This window comes from Tetzosporium hominis, assembly GCF_002265435.1.
Taxonomy (GTDB): domain Bacteria; phylum Bacillota; class Bacilli; order Bacillales_A; family Planococcaceae; genus Chryseomicrobium; species Chryseomicrobium hominis.
The window spans coordinates 1-18,491 of the sequence record NZ_NOKQ01000201.1; the positions used below are offsets into that span (position 1 = coordinate 1).

At 44.5% G+C, this 18,491-nt stretch carries 14 protein-coding genes, 1 pseudogene and 2 riboswitches; of the genes and pseudogenes, 3 read left to right on the forward strand and 12 right to left on the reverse strand.

Annotated features, from left to right (window positions below; translation table 11 throughout):
- Nucleotides 1–892 precede the first annotated feature (892 nt).
- The 7 genes from CF394_RS07285 to CF394_RS07315 all read right to left on the reverse strand — a co-directional run bounded on the left by CF394_RS07285 (nucleotide 893) and on the right by CF394_RS07315 (nucleotide 11,055).
- Complete coding sequence (locus CF394_RS07285; protein ID WP_094942631.1) at nucleotides 893–2,224, reverse strand: NCS2 family permease; 1,332 nt, start codon at nucleotides 2,222–2,224, stop codon at nucleotides 893–895.
- Between the two features lie 106 nt (nucleotides 2,225–2,330).
- Nucleotides 2,331–2,432: riboswitch (purine riboswitch) on the reverse strand.
- A 76-nt stretch (nucleotides 2,433–2,508) separates the two neighbouring features.
- A complete protein-coding gene (guaA, locus tag CF394_RS07290; protein ID WP_094942632.1) occupies nucleotides 2,509–4,062 on the reverse strand; it encodes a glutamine-hydrolyzing GMP synthase in 1,554 nt (517 codons plus the stop codon).
- Nucleotides 4,063–4,204: 142 nt separating this feature from the next.
- Nucleotides 4,205–4,306: riboswitch (purine riboswitch) on the reverse strand.
- A gap of 32 nt (nucleotides 4,307–4,338) precedes the next feature.
- Nucleotides 4,339–6,507 (reverse strand): DUF4129 domain-containing transglutaminase family protein, encoded by a 2,169-nt coding sequence (locus CF394_RS07295; RefSeq protein ID WP_094942633.1) that lies wholly within the window; start codon nucleotides 6,505–6,507, stop codon nucleotides 4,339–4,341.
- Entirely contained in the window at nucleotides 6,504–7,685 is a 1,182-nt protein-coding gene (locus CF394_RS07300) for a DUF58 domain-containing protein (RefSeq protein ID WP_094942635.1), read from the reverse strand. Before CF394_RS07300 ends, CF394_RS07295 begins: the two co-directional genes overlap by 4 nt.
- On the reverse strand, nucleotides 7,682–8,632 hold the full coding sequence (locus tag CF394_RS07305) for an AAA family ATPase (RefSeq protein WP_094942637.1): 951 nt from the start codon (nucleotides 8,630–8,632) through the stop codon (nucleotides 7,682–7,684). Before CF394_RS07305 ends, CF394_RS07300 begins: the two co-directional genes overlap by 4 nt.
- A gap of 120 nt (nucleotides 8,633–8,752) precedes the next feature.
- A complete protein-coding gene (gene nadE, locus CF394_RS07310) occupies nucleotides 8,753–9,577 on the reverse strand; it encodes an NAD(+) synthase (RefSeq protein WP_094942638.1) in 825 nt (274 codons plus the stop codon).
- Nucleotides 9,577–11,055 carry a nicotinate phosphoribosyltransferase gene (locus tag CF394_RS07315; RefSeq protein WP_094942640.1) on the reverse strand — a complete coding sequence of 493 codons (1,479 nt, stop codon included), beginning with the start codon at nucleotides 11,053–11,055 and terminating at the stop codon, nucleotides 9,577–9,579. The genes nadE and CF394_RS07315 overlap by 1 nt, the downstream gene beginning before the upstream one ends.
- Nucleotides 11,056–11,408: 353 nt before the next feature.
- Here CF394_RS07315 and CF394_RS15625 point away from each other — a divergent pair, with 353 nt between their 5' ends.
- Together CF394_RS15625 and CF394_RS16060 are read left to right on the forward strand one after the other, a co-directional pair.
- Nucleotides 11,409–11,615, forward strand: coding sequence for a PAS domain-containing protein (locus CF394_RS15625; protein WP_133079810.1), 207 nt, complete (start codon nucleotides 11,409–11,411; stop codon nucleotides 11,613–11,615).
- A gap of 93 nt (nucleotides 11,616–11,708) precedes the next feature.
- A pseudogene (locus tag CF394_RS16060) lies at nucleotides 11,709–12,484 on the forward strand (dipeptidase).
- Between the two features lie 22 nt (nucleotides 12,485–12,506).
- Here the strand turns inward: CF394_RS16060 and CF394_RS07335 are convergent.
- The 3 genes from CF394_RS07335 to CF394_RS07345 all read right to left on the reverse strand — a co-directional run bounded on the left by CF394_RS07335 (nucleotide 12,507) and on the right by CF394_RS07345 (nucleotide 15,525).
- Complete coding sequence (locus CF394_RS07335) at nucleotides 12,507–13,784, reverse strand: aminotransferase class I/II-fold pyridoxal phosphate-dependent enzyme (protein WP_094942646.1); 1,278 nt, start codon at nucleotides 13,782–13,784, stop codon at nucleotides 12,507–12,509.
- A 39-nt stretch (nucleotides 13,785–13,823) separates the two neighbouring features.
- On the reverse strand, nucleotides 13,824–14,591 hold the full coding sequence (locus CF394_RS07340; RefSeq protein WP_094942647.1) for an exodeoxyribonuclease III: 768 nt from the start codon (nucleotides 14,589–14,591) through the stop codon (nucleotides 13,824–13,826).
- A gap of 73 nt (nucleotides 14,592–14,664) precedes the next feature.
- On the reverse strand, nucleotides 14,665–15,525 hold the full coding sequence (locus CF394_RS07345; RefSeq protein ID WP_094942649.1) for a dimethylarginine dimethylaminohydrolase family protein: 861 nt from the start codon (nucleotides 15,523–15,525) through the stop codon (nucleotides 14,665–14,667).
- 144 nt (nucleotides 15,526–15,669) lie between these two features.
- Between CF394_RS07345 and CF394_RS07350 the strand changes: the two genes are divergently transcribed.
- Nucleotides 15,670–16,401 (forward strand): YqcI/YcgG family protein, encoded by a 732-nt coding sequence (locus CF394_RS07350; protein WP_094942650.1) that lies wholly within the window; start codon nucleotides 15,670–15,672, stop codon nucleotides 16,399–16,401.
- A gap of 57 nt (nucleotides 16,402–16,458) precedes the next feature.
- On the opposite strand, the gene groL is transcribed toward CF394_RS07350, so the two are convergent.
- Together groL and groES are read right to left on the reverse strand one after the other, a co-directional pair.
- A complete protein-coding gene (gene groL, locus CF394_RS07355) occupies nucleotides 16,459–18,090 on the reverse strand; it encodes a chaperonin GroEL (RefSeq protein ID WP_094942652.1) in 1,632 nt (543 codons plus the stop codon).
- An 18-nt stretch (nucleotides 18,091–18,108) separates the two neighbouring features.
- Complete coding sequence (gene groES / locus CF394_RS07360) at nucleotides 18,109–18,393, reverse strand: co-chaperone GroES (RefSeq protein ID WP_094942653.1); 285 nt, start codon at nucleotides 18,391–18,393, stop codon at nucleotides 18,109–18,111.
- Nucleotides 18,394–18,491 lie beyond the last annotated feature (98 nt).

An 18,491-nucleotide genomic window follows, 5' to 3' on the forward strand; every position in this document is an offset into this window, starting at 1 on the left:
CAGCGTTCGTCCTGAGCCAGGATCAAACTCTCCATAAAAGAGAACTTAATATAAGCTCATGTTGTTGCTGGCATCATAATGATGTCCATTTTTGAACGTCCGTCACGACCGTCTATAGGAAGTGACTTGGTTCTGTTTGCGTCACGCACACCCAACGGGGGTCGGGGTAGTGACGCTCTATCTTGACGTCTTGCATGTTCAGTTTTCAATGTTCATATGTCGTCTTGAGACAACTTTTATATCTTACCAAATCGTTTGCTATGTTGTCAACAATTTGTTTTATTCTCTTTTGGCGACCTTTGTATCTTACCACCTGTCTTTTAGCTGCGTCAACTAAAATTCGGTAGAAATATAATAACATTGTATTCTGAAAAATACAAGTGTATTTTTTGAAAGTACAGTCACTAATTTCGTATCAAGATAATTAGTTTACACTCACACCTCTTGATGTTTTGAGAATCCCAGGAATACTCGTTCTACCCCTTGTCGAAGTTTGATTTTCCTGTAAGACTGCGTTTTAACTAGGAAGTCCACTTGCCTGCTGTCCTAGACTGCGAGTCAGAGCTCGATCCATCGGGCCTTGCCCCAGCACAGCCCCGCCTCCACCCAGTTCTATAGAAGGTACTAATAACTTTAATCATATCACTTAGAGGCATAGCCGAATTAGGGATAGTGACGTTTCTACAACTTCTCACAAAGCATCATTCGACAGACTTTGTCCCACCACTAGATGTGGTTCCTCCACCTGTGGTTTATTGTTTTAAAAGAAAATCCATCATCTCGATATAGAAGAAAGTCTTTTAGAAGGAAAGATTGTTGTAAATGAAGATTTTATACTTTCTTATCTTTCTAAAAAACTCCCACCTTTTCAGGTAGGAGTTTTGTGTTTCTACTATAAGAAGATGAAATACGCTAAGAAGACAAAGAACAAGCCATACATGATAGGATGAATCTCTTTCATTCGTCCTGCAACGATCATGGTAATTGGATAGAAGATGAAACCAATCGCAATTCCTGTAGCTATTGAATACGTCAGTGGCATCATTAAGATAACGAAGAACGCGGGAACAGCAATTTCGAATCGAGTCCATTCGATGCGACCAATTGAACTAACCATTAACACACCGACGATGATCAGTGCCGGAGCTGTAACACTTGCTGTGATCACGCTGAGCAACGGATAGAAGAAAAGTGACAACAAGAATAAAACACCTGTTACAACAGCAGCCAAACCAGAACGTGCTCCAGCCGCTACACCAGCAGTCGATTCTACATAAGAAGTCGTTGTAGATGTACCAACTACTGCACCTGCAGTCGTTGCGATCGCATCTGCAAGAAGAGCTTTACTTGCACGTGGCAATTTCTCATCTTTCATCAACCCAGCTTGGTTGGCAACAGAGATCAATGTACCTGCCGTATCAAAGAAGTCTACAAACAAGAATGTAAGGACTACGATTAAGAATTGAACCGTTAGTAACGATGCTGGGTCATTGAAGATCGCATCGAATGCGACTCCAAATGTCGGTGCCAAGCTTGGAACTTCTCCAAGGACTCCTGAAGGCATAGGTACTAATGAGAACACCATACCTACAATAGCCGTAATCGCTAATCCATAGAAGATGCCCCCTTTGATGCCTTTGACCATCATGATGATCGTGATGACTAGACCAAAGATTGTAAGCAACACGTTTGGATCCGCTAAATTTCCTACACCAAGTAAAACTGCATCATTGTTTACGATGATCTTGGCATTTTGAAGACCGATAAATGTGATAAACAAACCAATTCCCGCTCCAACTGCGTACTTCAGTTCACTCGGGATAGAATTGATGATAACTTCTCGAATACCTGATAACGATAAGAGAATAAAGATGATTCCAGAGAATAGTACTCCTGTCAAAGCAACTTGCCACGGAATTTCCATTGTCAGAATAACTGTGTAAGCAAAGAATGCATTCAGCCCCATACCCGGCGCCAAGGCAATTGGATATCTGGCGAGTAGACCCATGACGAGCGATCCGATTGCTGCTGCTAAGGCTGTAGCTGTGAAGACTGCTCCTTTATTCATGTACATGGAATCCGGTAGTCCTGGAACAGTTTCAAGTGAAAGTGTCAGTGGATTGACGACTAAAATGTAAGCCATCGCCAAAAACGTAGTAAGTCCTCCGATGATTTCTCTTCGGTAGTTCGTGCCTAACTCTTCAAAACGAAAATACTTTTTCATGATTTCCTCCTGGTTTGTCGCGCAACACAGGTCCAACCTACAAAAAAGGAGAGCATACGAATTTCGTATACTCTCCTACATAAGCAAAACAGACCGACAGCTAGAGTCGGTATGCTTTACTCATCGTAGTCAGATCATTTACGGTGATCCGGTAGAGACGTTCGGGCCTTATTCCCAAATATATACGACGACATGATTCAATTTATAATCCTAGAATAACATCGACGCATGAAGACGTCAATAGTAATTCCGAACATTAATGATATTTATAACGATAAAGTTCGTTATTCCCACTCGATCGTTGCTGGTGGTTTTGAAGTCACATCATACACGACGCGGTTGATGTGGTTAACTTCGTTGACGAGGCGCACAGAAATACGCTCTAATACATCCCACGGGATACGAGCCCAATCGGATGTCATTCCGTCAATAGATGTTACAGCCCGGATACCAATAGTATAGTCATACGTACGCGCATCTCCCATAACTCCAACGCTGCGGATATCAGGAAGCACAGTGAAGTATTGCCAGATATCACGATCAAGACCTGCTTTCGCAATCTCTTCGCGAAGGATCGCATCTGACTCACGAACGATTTCAAGCTTTTCTTCTGTCACTTCTCCTAGAACACGAATAGCAAGACCCGGGCCTGGGAAAGGCTGACGCCAAACAAGTGATTCCGGAAGTCCTAACTCGCTACCTAATGCGCGAACTTCGTCTTTGAATAATGTGTTCAATGGCTCAATCAACTGGAACTTCATGCCCTCAGGAAGGCCTCCAACATTGTGGTGAGACTTGATTGTCTGAGCCGTAGCCGTTCCACTTTCGATGATATCTGTATATAACGTTCCTTGTGCTAGGAAGTCCATGTCTGGAAGCTTCGCTGCTTCATCATCGAATACGTAGATGAATTCATTACCGATAATTTTACGTTTCTTTTCAGGATCTGCTACACCCGCAAGTTTCGACATAAAGCGCTCGCGTGCATCGATTTTAATGACATTCATGTTGAAACCATCAGCAAAGATCTTCATAACTTCATCCGCTTCATTTTTACGAAGCAAGTTGTGGTCGACGAACATACATGTCAACTGATCACCTATTGCTTTGTGGATCAAAACGGCAACTACAGATGAATCGACTCCACCTGAAAGTGCGCAAAGGACCTTCTTGTCTCCTACTTGTTGGCGAATCTTCTCGATTTCAAACTCGATGAAGTTTTCCATAGACCAATCGCCTTTAGCGCCACACACTTTGAATACGAAGTTCTCAATCAGTTGATTACCATAGATCGAGTGACGAACTTCTGGGTGGAACTGAACTGCGTACAAGTTCTTTTCGACGTTAGCCATCGCTGCCACTTCACAAGAAGGGCTTGTCGCCGTCACTTGGAAGCCAGGTGGTGCTACGGTAACGTGATCTCCGTGACTCATCCAAACGACTTGGTTGTCAGGAAGATCTTCAAACAGGCGTGTTGGGTGCTGCACATTGATGTCTGCCTTACCATATTCACGTTGAAGCGCACGCTCCACTTTCCCACCGTAATAATGAGCCATCAATTGCATACCGTAACAGATTCCAAGAATCGGAATATCCAATTCATAAATCGCAGGATCAATGTGGAATGCGTTCACGTCATAAACGGAGTTCGGGCCGCCAGAGAAAATGATTCCGACTGCATTCATTTTTTTTATGTCTTCTGCCGTAACTGTGTGTGGGTGTAACTCGCTGTATACACCGAATTCACGAATACGACGTGTGATCAATTGATTGTATTGGCTACCAAAATCGAGTACGACGATTTTTTCTTGTTCCTGTAATAAAGGAGCAGCTGTCATGTGTTGTCCACCTCATTGATTAGTATCACAGGCTTTGTCATGAAAAAAACGCATAGATGCCCTGATCTATGCGTCTGGTGTGGTCTACGAAATCCACCTATAAATGAAAACTAAAAGGACGAATAAAGCCAGTGCAAGAGTGCATGGCGATATCCGTCCTCATAGTCAAGTCATTTACGGTGACTTGGTAGAGACATCCATACCAGATTAATGGACATATACGAGGCCTGTGTAGTTATTGAATTGTACCTAGTGTACAGCCTTCGTAAGTCAAAATCAACCGCTTAGCCGATTGATTAAATATTCCCAACTTTCCCGCAAGTGCTCTGGGCTTTCGGCGCTTCCTTTTCCATAGAGAGAACGTTCGTATTCCCCGGTCAACTTGCGCATATGGTCGCCACCAAAGTAATTGTCAATCTGGTTTGCGTAGCGCGAAAGTGTGTAGCCTGGTTCTTTTGGTAAACCGTACAACGCCAGCATCTTAAGTAACCGACGGTACATCTGTTCAAAGCGCTCTGTCGTCATCTCTTGTTTGCGGTACTGACTGAGCCAGAGTTTTGGCAACCATTTCAGACGGAACTTGTACAGTAAGCCAGCTAGAACTGCAAGTACCACCCCAGCAGCAACAAACCACCATTTCATCTGTGCAAACCAATCCCATACTGGTTTCAGTGAGAAGTTCGATTCCGTGCTAGTAGCTTGCTGTTGAACTTCTTCTTCCTGCTGCTCTTGCTCTTCGATTTCTTGTTGTTCTGCAGCAAGTGCATCATCTGGAGCGAGCTCAATGTCAAATTCAATATCAGGCGTGTTTGTGAAGCCAATGGTCGGTTCGAAGTTCATCCAACCGATTCCTGGTAAGTACGCCTCCACCCATGAGTGGGCATTGTTGTTGGTTACTTGGAAGACTTGCTCGCCGTTTTCCGTTTCAATGACTTCACCAGGAGCAAAGCCTTTCACCCATCGTGCCGGAATCCCAGCAGACCTTAGAAGGACCACCATCGAAGTGGAGAAATTGTCACAATAACCGACTTTGGTGTCAAACAGGAACTGATCGACATAATCGGTTTCCCCTTCTGGCACCGCTACATTGTTTTGACTGTAAACGAACCCATTCGTACGGAAGTACTGTTCTACCGCTTTTGCCTGATCGTAGACACTTTCTTGATCTGCAGTGATTTCCATCGCGAGATCTCGAACCCGTTGTGGCAACGTTTCAGGAAGTTGCAGGTACCGATCTAATTCCGGTTCTAATGTCGCGAGATCCGCAATTTGAGTCGAACGCAATTCACTGAGCAAATAACTTGGTTCTGCAAAGTTCACTGTGTACTCTGGCGGCTCCACAGTTCCGTCCTGATCGACGGCGTCTAACCGATTGGTACTTTCATTGAAACGTAAACCAAACGATTCTGTACTCTCAACAGATTCAGTTCCATAAGTGTGGAACAAGAATGGAAATTCCGACTGCATCGTGAACTCCAATTGTTCCCCTTCAGGAGTATCGCTTTCAGGGAAGCCCAGTGAAAATTCTTGTCCTTGTTGGAAATAATCATAGACGATTTGCGGTTCGGATTGAATCCACCCTTTTGAAGTATAGGTGTCCTTCGTTTCTACCCGGTAATAATTACGAGAAGTTGTCCTGACCTGGAAGACTTCTGTGTCATCACTGACGAAAGATCCGCCTAGCTGAGTATCATCTTCGTCATATCCCACTTTGTTGATGGCACTGCCCCCTCCGGAACCGACTCCGGACTCCGGATTAGAAGAATAGAAATACGGAACAGGGTCCGGCCAAATGGGACCTGCTTTTGGAAGAAAGATTGCAAAGCTTACAGAGAACAGAAGAAGGAGCGCTGTAAAAACCAAACCCCTGTATCGCAACTGCTTCTGGTTATCATGGAACTTGAATACAAAGAGTAACGCACTAACGCCTAAGCCGATGATAAACACTCGGACAATCGCAGTAGAACCATCGTAAGCCGTGAATGTATCGAGAATTCCAATAATCACCACTGTTAAGACAAAAAAGATAAAGAGTGTGGCTCGCATTCGAATCCAGTATCCAATCAAATAAACCGTCATCCATAATAAGATAAAGAATAAGATTGTCCGGAACGGGTCGGTCATTTGCGTCAAGTCGAGAGTCATCAACTGACGCACGTTATAGACCATTTCGGAAATGAAATAGCGCACCCCATCCATACTCACTAATGGATACTCTGTATAAATCGATACAATAAACCAGTAGATATAGACAATCTTTACGGGCCCACTGAGCCACCAAGGGGTCTTAAAAAATAGCAATAGGAAGCTAATAGCCACGAAAATGTAAAACACTCGGATGTAGCCGATATTCGTTAGTTCAGCAATAGGACCGAGCCATTCCATCAGTAACAGTAATGCTGCTAAAAACGTCAAACCTTCTACGAGAAGTGTCCGTTGTCTCATCGTTTCAACACCTCCAGGAACGCTTCGGTGAACTGTGAAGGAGGTAGCACGACGACTGACCAGCCTCTCGCCTGTGCATAATCGATGACAGGGAGTTCAGCAGCCGTTAACTTCGGAGATGCTTCTGTCTTCACTACGAAGTATAGGCCTTCTCGTAATTGTGGTGTCACATGGGTCATGGCTTCCACCCGACCCTTATCAAGTTCAGCCGTAATACAGATGATGCCTTTGAACGTACCTAACCGTTTATCTTCTGCAACTAGCCGCTTCATCCATTTCTCTTCAAGTGGCTCCACTGTAGCGAGCTCTCGTTTCACTCGTTCGACATGGCCTTGATGCGTGATTGCGGGCAAGAACATGCCACGCGTTCCAGGTAAGATAAAAGCTCCCGTTGTATCTGAGGAAGCCATCGCTTGGACAACTGAAATGGTGAAGTCTACTGCATCGTCAAAACTCTTTGACTCGGTCAAGTCTAAATACACAAGGGTATCTTGTGCTTGTCTGTCTTCAAAATCTTTTGTACGGAGCGTTTGGCTTTTCGCAAACGACTTCCAGTGAATCCAAGAGACTCGGTCTCCCGGTTGGTATTCCCGGACACCAGTGGCCACCGCATTTTCTTTGTGCATTTGATAACGAGCACGTGCTGCTCCTTGGTCGTAGTTCGAGGCAATCGGTGTATACGAAAGCTCTGTAATTCGAGGATAGACGACGACTTGCTGCGGCGTGGAGATGGTCCACTGTTTTCGCAACCAGCCCAGCAGATCCACGAGCTCTAGTTCGAGCGCATTGAATTCATAAGCACCTCGAGGCAGCTTATCTATTGAATAGTTCAGCACGACGTCTCGGCGGAATCCGATGAAGACTACACGACTTTTTGGAGTTTCTTCCGGAAACGGTGGTTGGTCAGTAACCTTCATATAGTAGAGCGGCCACCAGTCCGAGCGCTTAATATGAATTTCCACGTCGAGCTTCTGTCCACGTGTCAGTTCACCTTCCGTAAAAGTTCGTATAGCAGTCATCTTACGCACGGGATAGAAATAAATGATAAAGGCGAACGCTAGAAAAGGAAGCGTCGCGTAAAGTAAAAACCAACTCACAAATCCACCTTGAAACATGGCGTACGCGAAAATAGTGAACGCCAGTCCAAGAAGTCCAATCAAACCTGCATGATGCTTCATGTCACGACATTCCGTTCCACTGGAACCGGTGTCCGCTTGATGATGTCTTTCAATATCGTTTGCGTGGCCATCCCTTCATAGCGCGCTTCAGGCTTCAAGATAATACGATGCGCGAAAACGAACGGTGCTAAGTACTGAACGTCATCAGGAGTTGCGTAGTCTCGTCCTTTCATGAGGGCATAGGCTTGAGCCGCTCGCATCAACGCAATGGATGCCCGTGGACTTGCGCCTAAATAGACGTATGGATCGTGGCGTGTTCGAGTAGCCAGTTCTACGATGTAGCCTTTTAAGACTTCAGAGACATGCACAGTACGCACTTCTTTTTGAATCGTGATGAGTTCCTCTAACGTGATGACAGTATCCAGGTCTTCAATTGGAACCGAGTGTTCCAAGCTATTCAACACTTGAATTTCTTCAGACGGCGTTGGATACCCCATCTTTAGCTTCATAATAAAGCGGTCAAGTTGGGCTTCCGGTAGCGGGTAAGTCCCTTCATGTTCTATTGGATTTTGAGTAGCCATTACAAAGAAAGGTTTTGGAATCGATAGAGTCTCTCCATCTACCGTCACAGAGGACTCTTCCATTCCTTCTAGCAGAGCGGATTGAGTTTTCGGGGACGTCCGATTGATTTCATCGGCGAGGACGATATTGCCCATGATCGGGCCAGGACGGAATTCAAATTCCATTTCTTTTGGGTTGTAAATCGAAACGCCTACGACGTCTGAAGGCAGAAGGTCCGGTGTGAACTGGATCCTACGAAAGTTTGCGCCGGTTGATTTTGCAAGGGCTCTTACAAGCATGGTCTTCCCAACGCCTGGAACGTCTTCTAGGAGGATATGGCCTCCCGCTAGTAGTGCCGCTACAGACAATTCAGCTACTTCTCGTTTACCAATAATGACTTTACTAATATTCTCTAGCACATGATCGATCTTCATTTTCGCTTCCATTGTGCATGTCTCCTCTATGTGTGCAGTCGTTTTTCGAAAATTATGTCAGTTCCCTCTAAGCATACCGAAAGACCTATCAGAAAACAAATAAAGAGACTGCAAATGCAGCCTCTTTTTGGGTTATTGCTTCCACCATGTATCAAACACCGTGACAGGTGTAGTACGTTTATGACGCGAGCGCATAAAGTACCCTTCAATTTTTTGTTGTGCTTCTGAATCAATTTGTTTTCCCTCAAGATAATCATCGATATGGTCATACGTGACACCAAGAGCCACTTCGTCCGGAATGGCTGGACGTTCTTCTTCAAGATCAGCCGTTGGAATCTTCATATAAAGATGTTCTGGAGCTCCGAGCTCTTTTAACATCGCACGGCCTTGTCGTTTATTCAGGCGGAACAACGGAACTAAGTCCGCACCACCATCTCCGAACTTCGTGTAAAAGCCGGTTACTGCTTCAGCTGCATGGTCTGTTCCAAGGACGACTCCATTATACATAGCGGCAATTGAATACTGGGCTTTCATCCGTTCTCGAGCCTTCTCGTTTCCTTTTGCGAAATCACTGAGGTCAATACCCGCTTCAAGTAGCGCTTTATCACTCGCATCGACAGCTTCTTTAATATTGATTGTAATCTCTCTGCTAGCTCCAATGAAGTCTAAGGCATCTTGACGATCGTGCTCATCAAACTGTACGCCATAAGGAAGACTGACTGCGATAAATTCATAACCGCCCTCTGTTTCCTCATTCAATTCATTGACAGCCATCTGAGCAAGCTTGCCTAGTAGAGTTGAATCTTGTCCTCCAGAAATCCCTAGTACCATGGACTTGAGGAAAGTATGTTTTTGCAGATACTCTTTCATGAAGTCGATAGTCAGTCGAATCTCTTGCTGAACATCAATCGTTGGTTTTACACCGAGTTCTTTAATGATTTCTTGTTGCAATGTCATTAAACTTTCCCTCCTGCCGCTTTATGTGCATCTACCATTTCTTTCACTTCTTGAATGTTACGCATCTTGTTGTCCCAGCATTTCTGACTCAGGTCAACCGGATACTCTTCTGGATTCAACGAGCGTTTGTACTCGTCCCACAACAAAGTCAGGTTCTGCTTCGCATAGGCCTGCATGTCCTGCAAAGACGGATTGTCATAAATCACTTCACCATCTTTAACTACATGATGCTGCAAATCGATCGCGTCAAAGTTCGTGACAAATTTAGATACAAACGTGTGAACGGGATGGAACATCTTGAGTCGATCTTCAGTAGTTGGATCTTCATCTTTCAGCGTGATGTAATCCCCTTCTGCTTTTCCGTTCTCACGGTCGATGATTCGGTAAATTCGCTTCTCACCTGGTGTCGTGACTTTTTCAGTCGTCGAAGAGATCTTGATGGTGTCTTCCATCACTCCATTATCGTTTTCAATAGATACAAGTTTATAGACCGCTCCTAATGCTGGTTGGTCGTAAGCTGTAATGAGTTTTGTACCAATTCCCCACATATCCACTTTTGCGCCTTGCGCTTTCAAGTTGAGGATTGTGTACTCATCTAAATCATTTGAAACGACGACTTTTGCATTTGGGAATCCTGCTTCATCAAGCATTCTACGAGACTCTTTTGATAAGAACGCGATATCTCCGCTATCCAATCGAATTCCCACGAAGTCAATCTTATCTCCGAGTTCTTTCGCCACTTGAATAGCAGTTGGGACCCCGATATTTAAAGTGTCGTACGTATCGACCAAAAACACACATTTTTTGTGTCGTTTTGCGTACGCATGAAATGCTTCGTATTCGGATTTATAGGCTTGAACCATGGAATGGGCATGTGTTCCTGAAATCGGAATTCCAAAAAGCTTTCCAGTGCGAACGTTACTGGTTGCTTCTGCCCCGCCGATGTATGCTGCACGAGCCCCCCAGATAGCTGCGTCCATTTCATGAGCTCTTCGTGAACCAAACTCCATGACGATCTCATCTTTCACGACTTGTTTGATGCGAGAAGATTTTGTTGCAATCAACGTCTGAAAGTTCACGATATTTAGTAGAGCCGTCTCAATCAATTGCGCTTGAATAAGAGGCGCTTCCACTCGAATCAATGGTGCTTGCGGGAAAGCGAGTTCTCCTTCTTTCATTGCATAGATGTTGCCGGTAAAGCGTAAGTCTTTTAAGTAACTCAGAAAATCGTCTTGGTATCCTTGTTCCGCAAGATACGCTAAATCGGATTCACTAAATTTAAAGTTTTGAATATAATCGAGAATCCGTTCTAAACCAGCAAAGATTGCATACCCGTTTCCAAACGGAAGCTTTCGGAAGAACAATTCAAACACGGCTTTCCGCTCGTGCATGTTGTCCGCCCAATACGCCTCAGCCATGTTGATCTGGTAGAGATCGGTATGTAATGTTAAACTGTCATCTGCAAATGGATGATTCATCTCGTCGCCTTCTTCCTTACATAATTAGTTCTTAGTATACCTCTTTACCCGAAAATGTGACAAAAAAATCCGATAAAACAAAAAGAGGCCCGTCTTTACTCTGAATGAGAAGACGGGTCTCGCTTTAAGAATATCTTTATTTCTGTCGTAGATTTGTTGGCGCAAAAGTTTGATGAAGGATGAATCAAGTTGTTGCCTCTTGGCTGAAGTCAATTCAGCCAGCAATTCTTCTGCAGTCAAATCTAGCGAGTGTTTCAATCGGTTCCTCCCCTTATACATTCAAGTAGTCATATTTTTAATTTTAGCGTACTATTTGAACTAGAGATGTGGCTGGTTGCCACAATGAAGACGAGTTGGATCAAAACGATGGAATTAGACAATTCATACAACTAAAACAGGAAGTACTAGAGAAAAATAGACCGATTCGCAGACAAATTCAGTTTCCTCTCTCGACCGGCCATATGACGTATTGGTTTTTTGCTGAGCCCTTGCACTCATCATCTGGTGAAGTGGCAGGGGTCGTGACAGCTGCCATTGAGGTTTCGGAGTTTGAAGAGTAAAGTGGAACTCATGCCTCTGAAAGGAGAGTCTTTCTTATGATTATCGATTTGCACTGCGATCACCTTTATAAATTGCAGCATCGAACGAACCCAATGCTCGACACATCCATCGAACGTCTTTTGGAAGGTAGAGTTCAAATACAGGCTTTTGCGCTGTTTATTGAACCTCATCTTTCAAGTAACGAAGCCTTTCTAAAAATTTTGGGGCAGATCGAGCTTTTTCACAAGCATGTACTTTCTCACCCTCAGGTCGTTTGGATTCGAAAGTGGGAAAATCTTGAAGCGATGGACGAGGAACACATCGGAGCTTTTTTAACGCTTGAAGGAGTCGACTGTATCGGCAATGACCTCGACAAGTTGCACCAACTGCTGGACGAGACATCATCGAAGTTTTGAATCATCGTGGCATCTTGACAGATGTAGCGCATCTAGCAGAAGCCGGGTTTTGGGAAGTTCTTGAGCTCGCTAAATACCCTATTGTTAGTCATGCTAATGCACGAGCCTTGTGTGATCATCCAAGGAACTTAACGGACAAACAAATTAACGCACTGATTGAGAGAAAGATTCCACTTCATCTTGTATTCTATCCGCCATTTCTTACAGGTCGAGAAGACGCAACAGTCGATGACATGATTCGTCACCTTCACCACATACTCGCTCTAGGTGGTGAAGACATTGTGGCGTTCGGTTCAGACTTTGACGGAATTGAATTTAAAGTAACAGGACTTGAACATGCAGCACAGTTTCAGAACTTGATGACACGCTTATCCGATGAACTGACATCTATTCAGCTTGAGAAGATTTCCCACGAGAACTTCCGTAGCTACATAACCCGCAAATTAAAAAAAGAGACGACCGGTCGTGAGTAACACGCCGTCGTCTCTTTTTTAATTATGATAAATCTTCGCAACCTTGATAGATTAGTTCAAACAACTCTTCAAGATCCTCTTCTTCTACGCAGCTAAATGCTACACGAATGTCCGTCTGATTATTTGAGATAACACCGACTCCGTAAGTATCCAGTAGGTGAAGACGTAGCTTTTCAGCATCCAACGTGTGAAGCTTTAAGCACATGAAGTACCCTGAGTTGAACGGGTAGTATTCCCAGTGTTTGTTGTACTTCTCGTTTGCCAGCAGTTCTTTCGTTTTCACTGCGCGACCTTTCATGATGTCAAACTTCTCTTGTTTCTCCACTGCGAATTCAGGAGAAGTCAGAGATTCTAAGATCATCGTCTGAGAAATGTGCGCACCGCTTGATATGGTTCCTCGGATGATGCCTTTAGTTTTTTGTTCTAGTGCATGGAGAGTCTTTGCTCCCGCTGCATATGTGATGAAGCCCACGCGAAGTCCCCACACGTAGTTCTCTTTTGTAGCACCGTCTACTTTTACAGGAAGGATGCGATCATGTATTCCTGCTAGGCGTCCAAATAGAGACTCTGTGATCGAATCCTCATAGAACAGACCAAAGTATGCGTCATCTAATACGACGATCAGATTTAAGCCTGCTTCTGCTGCTCCTTTTAACACCTCGACGATTTCGTTCGCTTCATCTTCACGAGGTGTGTAGCCTGTTGGGTTGTTCGGAAAGTTCAATAACACAATTGCTTTCCCAGTCTGTTCCGACAAAGCTTGACGAAGACCTGCCGTATCAAAGCGCGTGTTGTCTGCAAACAATGGGAAGGTAACGATTTTGCCGCCACGTCGGACACCAAATACTGTGTTGTAATTACCCCAGTAATGATTCGGTACTACGAGTGCATCGCCCTCGTCCATGAATAGATCTGCTACGATGCTTAATCCGTGCGTCAAAGCGTTCGTGACAACCGGTTTTCCGATAGACTTGCCTACCATGGATGGGTTGTCTTGATACAACTTCTCAAGCCATGCATCACGAAGTGCCGGTTTCCCTTGAGGTGGTGCATACGGGTAGACGTCTTTTGGAGCGTAGTCGATCTTGTCTTGAATATGTTTGAAATGCATCGGTTGGCCATTTTCTGTAGCAATACCAATCGTGGCATTAAATTTATGTGCTTTTTCAGATGCTTCTGCGGATTGGCTCAAAATCCCTTTTGGATAAAACAAGTTTTGTCCGAGCTTAGAAAGCATCTCATATACATAAGGGCTTTCTTGTTGTATGTCTTGGTTCAGTTGCTCTGCTAATGGATTCACAATAACGGACCTCCTGCGTTTTTCTATATTGTACGCTATTTACCTTAAAAATTCTTTGTCTAATTCCAAAAAAATCGGACAGTGGTCGCTCCCCATCGTCTCTGGGTGCATGCCAGCCGCTTGAATCGCGGGGGCCAGTTTCTCCGATACGATGAAGTAATCTATGCGCCAACCAATGTTGCGCTCTCGTACTTTGGCCATGTAGCTCCACCATGTATAGTGACCTTCAGCCGACGGGTGCAAGTAGCGGAATGTATCGACAAACCCGTTCTCTAAAAGACGCGACATCTTTTCTCGCTCTTCAAATGTAAAGCCAGAATTCCCGATATTCGATTTCGCATTGCGAATATCGATTTCTTGATGAGCGACGTTCAAATCTCCTGTATAGATGACGGGTTTCGTTAAGTTCAGTAGTGTCAGATACGAATACATCCGGTCTTCCCACTCTAATCGGTACGGAAGTCTCGATAGGTCTCGCTTCGCATTAGGTATGTAGGTGTTGACGACATAAAAGTTCGGATACTCGAGCGTGATGATGCGACCTTCTGCCTCGTCTAGATCTTCACCCAGTCCATAGTGAACCGAAAGTGGCTCATGTTTCGTAAAGATGGCTGTTCCGGAATAGCCCTTCTTCTCAGCGTCATTCCAGAACTGATAATAACCTGGCAGATCTAAGTCGAGCTGCCCTTGTTGCATTTTCGTTTCTTGTATACAAAAGAAGTCTGCATCCTGTGCGTGGAAATAGTCCAGCCAGCCTTTTTTGACACAGGCGCGGATGCCATTGACGTTCCATGAGATGAATTTCATGCTGTGCCCTCCTCTTAGTCCGCATTCAGTTTACCACAAAAAAAGGACTCGCTAGGCGAGTCATGTATTCACGTTATTCAGGTGTTCTCGTCAGTGGCATCGTACAGCACCGGAAGGATCCACCAGACTTGATGATTTCACTAAAATCGATTTCAATCACGTCAAATCCGTTTGAACGGAGCTTGTTATTGACTAACTTATTTTGAGGAAGACTGATGATCTTACCGTCTCCGATTGCTAAGACATTCGTCCCCATAGCGAATTGTTCTTCTTTCTCCACAGTCATCAATGTGTAATGTTTCTTTAGAATGTTGCGAGCTTCTTGAGAGAGTGCATCCGGATAGATAAGCGCATGGGTCGGAGAAACGATAGTGAACACGCAATCTAAATGGAGGCAAGACGCATCAAATGGAACTCGAATTACTTCGTAGCCGGGCAGCTGCTTCTCTAAGAAAGTAATCGCTTCGTGATTCGTCCGGTGACTGACACCCACAAATACCCGATTCCCATCAATGACCACATCTCCACCTTCAATAGATCCTGCTGTCATCTTTTGAAAGGGAATGCCTTTCGTGCCGACCCATTCCCGCAACACTTTCTCTTCCCCTTGTCGAATTGGACTGGCCATCTCAGAAATAAATACTCTTGTCCCAATCGTGAATCCGATGTCTCGAGTGAAGACTTGTTCCGGGAATTCCGATTTAGCCGGTAGAGAAATCACTTCGATACCTTGTTGTTTCAATGTATCCGTAAATGCTTTATGTTGTTTCAATGCTTTCGTGACGTCTATATTGTCTTCTGCATAGCGTTTTTGAACGGTATTGATGACTTCTTCGATTTTCATATAGGTCGGTTCACACACAATGACTTGACTGAGCGTATCATATTCGGTCGTGCATCCATTCCATTGAATCTCTTGCTGTTCAAGACCCATCTTGTCGCCACCTTTTCGCTTCTTTTATATGAGTACTATTTCCTCTTTTTCAAGCACTAAACTTCTTTTGGAAGTTTTATGGTTTCTTCTTATGAAAACTAGGGGAAATAGAGTACAAAAGAGAATGAAGGGACTGTTACTAAAATGATTGCTGCTAAACAAACCTTACTGACTAAAGAAGATGTTGAAACACGTACAGATTTACCTGCATGGTTCAAGAAAGAATATCAAACGTTTGAGAACACGGTAACTGACAAAACATTCCCGTGTTATTTTGGACGTACTGGCCATCTGAGAGGCGAACTACGCTACGCGTACATTGAACAGAAAGATTGGTCGAACGCAGCAAGTGCTCTTAAAGACTTTTTGGCTCTATTCGATGATCCAGCTCACAAGCGGCACGGTCTCTTTTTATTCGTAGAGCCATTTGAAGTGGAACAACCATTAGAAACTTACCGCCATCAATTTTGGGACATCCTGCAGTACCTTCACGAAGTCGATGATGTCGAGTGGCCAGCAGAAGCTCCAAAAGATCCAGACCATTATTTATGGGACTTCCGTTATGCAGGGCAACCGGTCTTTGCTTTCGGTAATACTCCAGCTTACAAGCAGCGCAAGACACGTGACCTAGGTAATGCGATGGTTATCGGATTCCAGCCACGTCTCATTTTCCAAGGACTCGAAGGAACTGAAAAAGGCGGCATCATGTCTCGTGAAAAAGTGCGCGAGCGCGTAGAGGCGTGGGACAACCTTCCGAAGCACCCAGACATCAGCCACTTTGGAGATCCTACTCACAACGAATGGAAACAGTTCTTCATCGGAGACGACAGCGAACCGATTTTAGGCAAGTGTCCTTTCCAGCATAAAGCGCTATAACAAAAAAGAGGATTCACACGATTTCCGTGTGAATCCTCTTTTAGGTGGAGCGGATGCTTACATCATGCCGCCCATTCCACCCATGCCGCCCATATCTGGCATACCGCCAGCTGGCTCTGGGATGTCTGCAACAACCGCTTCTGTTGTTAAGAACAGAGAAGCTACAGATGCTGCGTTTTGTAGTGCAGAACGAGTTACTTTCGTTGGATCGACGATACCTGCGTCCATCATGTTGACCCACTCGCCTGTTGCTGCGTTGAAACCAATGCCGATTTCTTCGCGCTTCAAGCGGTCCACCACGATAGAACCTTCAAGGCCTGCGTTCGTTGCGATCTGACGTACTGGCTCTTCAAGAGCACGTAAGACGATGCGCACTCCAGTTGCTACGTCACCTTCAACTGTTTCCACAGTCTCAGCTACTTTGTTATAGACGTTCACTAAAGCCGTACCACCACCAGATACGATACCTTCTTCAACAGCTGCACGAGTTGCGTTTAAAGCATCTTCAATGCGAAGCTTGCGCTCTTTTAATTCTGTTTCTGTTGCTGCTCCGACTTTGATTACTGCAACACCGCCAGCAAGTTTTGCTAAGCGTTCTTGTAGTTTTTCTTTGTCGAACTCAGAAGTTGTTTCTTCTAATTGAGCACGGATCTGGTTCACGCGACCTGCGATGCGGTCTGAGTCTCCAGCCCCTTCAACGATTGTCGTGTTTTCTTTTGTAACAACGACTTTCGCTGCGCGACCAAGTTGTGTGATGTTAGCTGATTTCAGATCAAGACCTAGGTCTTCTGTGATCACTTCAGCACCTGTTAATGTTGCGATATCTTCAAGCATTGCTTTACGACGGTCACCAAAACCAGGAGCTTTAACTGCTACTGCGTTGAATGTTCCGCGTAATTTGTTTACTACTAGAGTTGCTAATGCTTCGCCTTCTACGTCTTCAGAAATCAATAGAAGTGGTTTTGATTGTTGTACCACTTGCTCTAGCACTGGCAAGATTTCTTGAATGCTTGCAATCTTCTTGTCTGTCACCAAGATGTACGGATTTTCAAGAACTGCTTCCATCTTGTCAGAATCCGTCACCATGTATGGAGATGCGTAGCCGCGGTCAAACTGCATACCTTCTACTACGTCTAGTTCAGTCGTGAATCCTTTTGATTCTTCGATTGTGATGACGCCGTCGTTACCAACGCGCTGCATAGCTTCTGCAATCAATTCGCCGACTTCGTTGTCGCCAGAAGAGATGGATGCTACTTGTGCAATCGAGTCTTTGCCTTCGATTTCTTTAGAAATCGTTTTAAGTTCTGTAATAGCTGCTGCTACCGCTTTGTCGATTCCTTTACGGATACCTACTGGGTTAGCTCCAGCTGTAACATTTTTCAAACCTTCACGAATCATTGCTTGAGCTAGAACCGTTGCTGTTGTTGTACCGTCACCAGCGATGTCATTTGTTTTAGAAGCCACTTCTGCTACAAGCTTTGCTCCCATGTTTTCAAATGCATCTTCAAGCTCAATGTCTTTTGCGATTGTCACACCATCGTTTGTGATTAGTGGTGAACCGAATTTCTTTTCAAGTACTACATTACGTCCTTTAGGTCCAAGCGTTACTTTTACTGCATCTGCTAATTTATCTACGCCACGAAGCATTGCGCTACGTGCATCTTCGCTGAATTTAATTTCTTTTGCCATAATTGATGTTCCTCCTTATTATTGGATTACCGCTAAAATATCAGACTCACGAACAATCAGTAGTTCTTTGCCGTCATACTTCACATCTGTTCCCGCATATTTAGAGTACAGAACACGGTCCCCAACTTGCACATCTAATTCAGCACGTGTGCCGTTATCAAGGACGCGACCATTACCGACCGCAAGTACTTTTCCTTCTTGTGGCTTTTCCTTTGCTGAGTCTGGAAGCACGATGCCAGAAGCTGTTTTTTCTTCTGCTTCGACAACTTCGATTACGATACGATCACCTAGTGGTTTTAACAATTGAAACGACCTCCCTGATAAATGGTTAGTATTTTATTAGCACTCTCTCACATTGAGTGCTAATACAATTCTTATGATAATAAAACACCTAATTGATT

Excerpts from the sequence above, each read along its gene's own strand:
- CF394_RS07340 (WP_094942647.1), bottom strand. The coding sequence starts at position 14,591 with ATGAAATTCATCTCATGGAACGTCAATGGCATCCGCGCCTGTGTCAAA.
- CF394_RS07295 (WP_094942633.1), bottom strand. The coding sequence starts at position 6,507 with ATGAGACAACGGACACTTCTCGTAGAAGGTTTGACGTTTTTAGCAGCA.
- CF394_RS07305 (WP_094942637.1), bottom strand. The coding sequence starts at position 8,632 with ATGGAAGCGAAAATGAAGATCGATCATGTGCTAGAGAATATTAGTAAA.
- CF394_RS07300 (WP_094942635.1), bottom strand. The coding sequence starts at position 7,685 with ATGAAGCATCATGCAGGTTTGATTGGACTTCTTGGACTGGCGTTCACT.
- guaA (WP_094942632.1), bottom strand. The coding sequence starts at position 4,062 with ATGACAGCTGCTCCTTTATTACAGGAACAAGAAAAAATCGTCGTACTC.
- groL (WP_094942652.1), bottom strand. The coding sequence starts at position 18,090 with ATGGCAAAAGAAATTAAATTCAGCGAAGATGCACGTAGCGCAATGCTT.
- nadE (WP_094942638.1), bottom strand. The coding sequence starts at position 9,577 with ATGACATTGCAACAAGAAATCATTAAAGAACTCGGTGTAAAACCAACG.
- CF394_RS07285 (WP_094942631.1), bottom strand. The coding sequence starts at position 2,224 with ATGAAAAAGTATTTTCGTTTTGAAGAGTTAGGCACGAACTACCGAAGA.
- CF394_RS07350 (WP_094942650.1), top strand. The coding sequence starts at position 15,670 with ATGATTGCTGCTAAACAAACCTTACTGACTAAAGAAGATGTTGAAACA.
- CF394_RS07345 (WP_094942649.1), bottom strand. The coding sequence starts at position 15,525 with ATGGGTCTTGAACAGCAAGAGATTCAATGGAATGGATGCACGACCGAA.
- CF394_RS07315 (WP_094942640.1), bottom strand. The coding sequence starts at position 11,055 with ATGAATCATCCATTTGCAGATGACAGTTTAACATTACATACCGATCTC.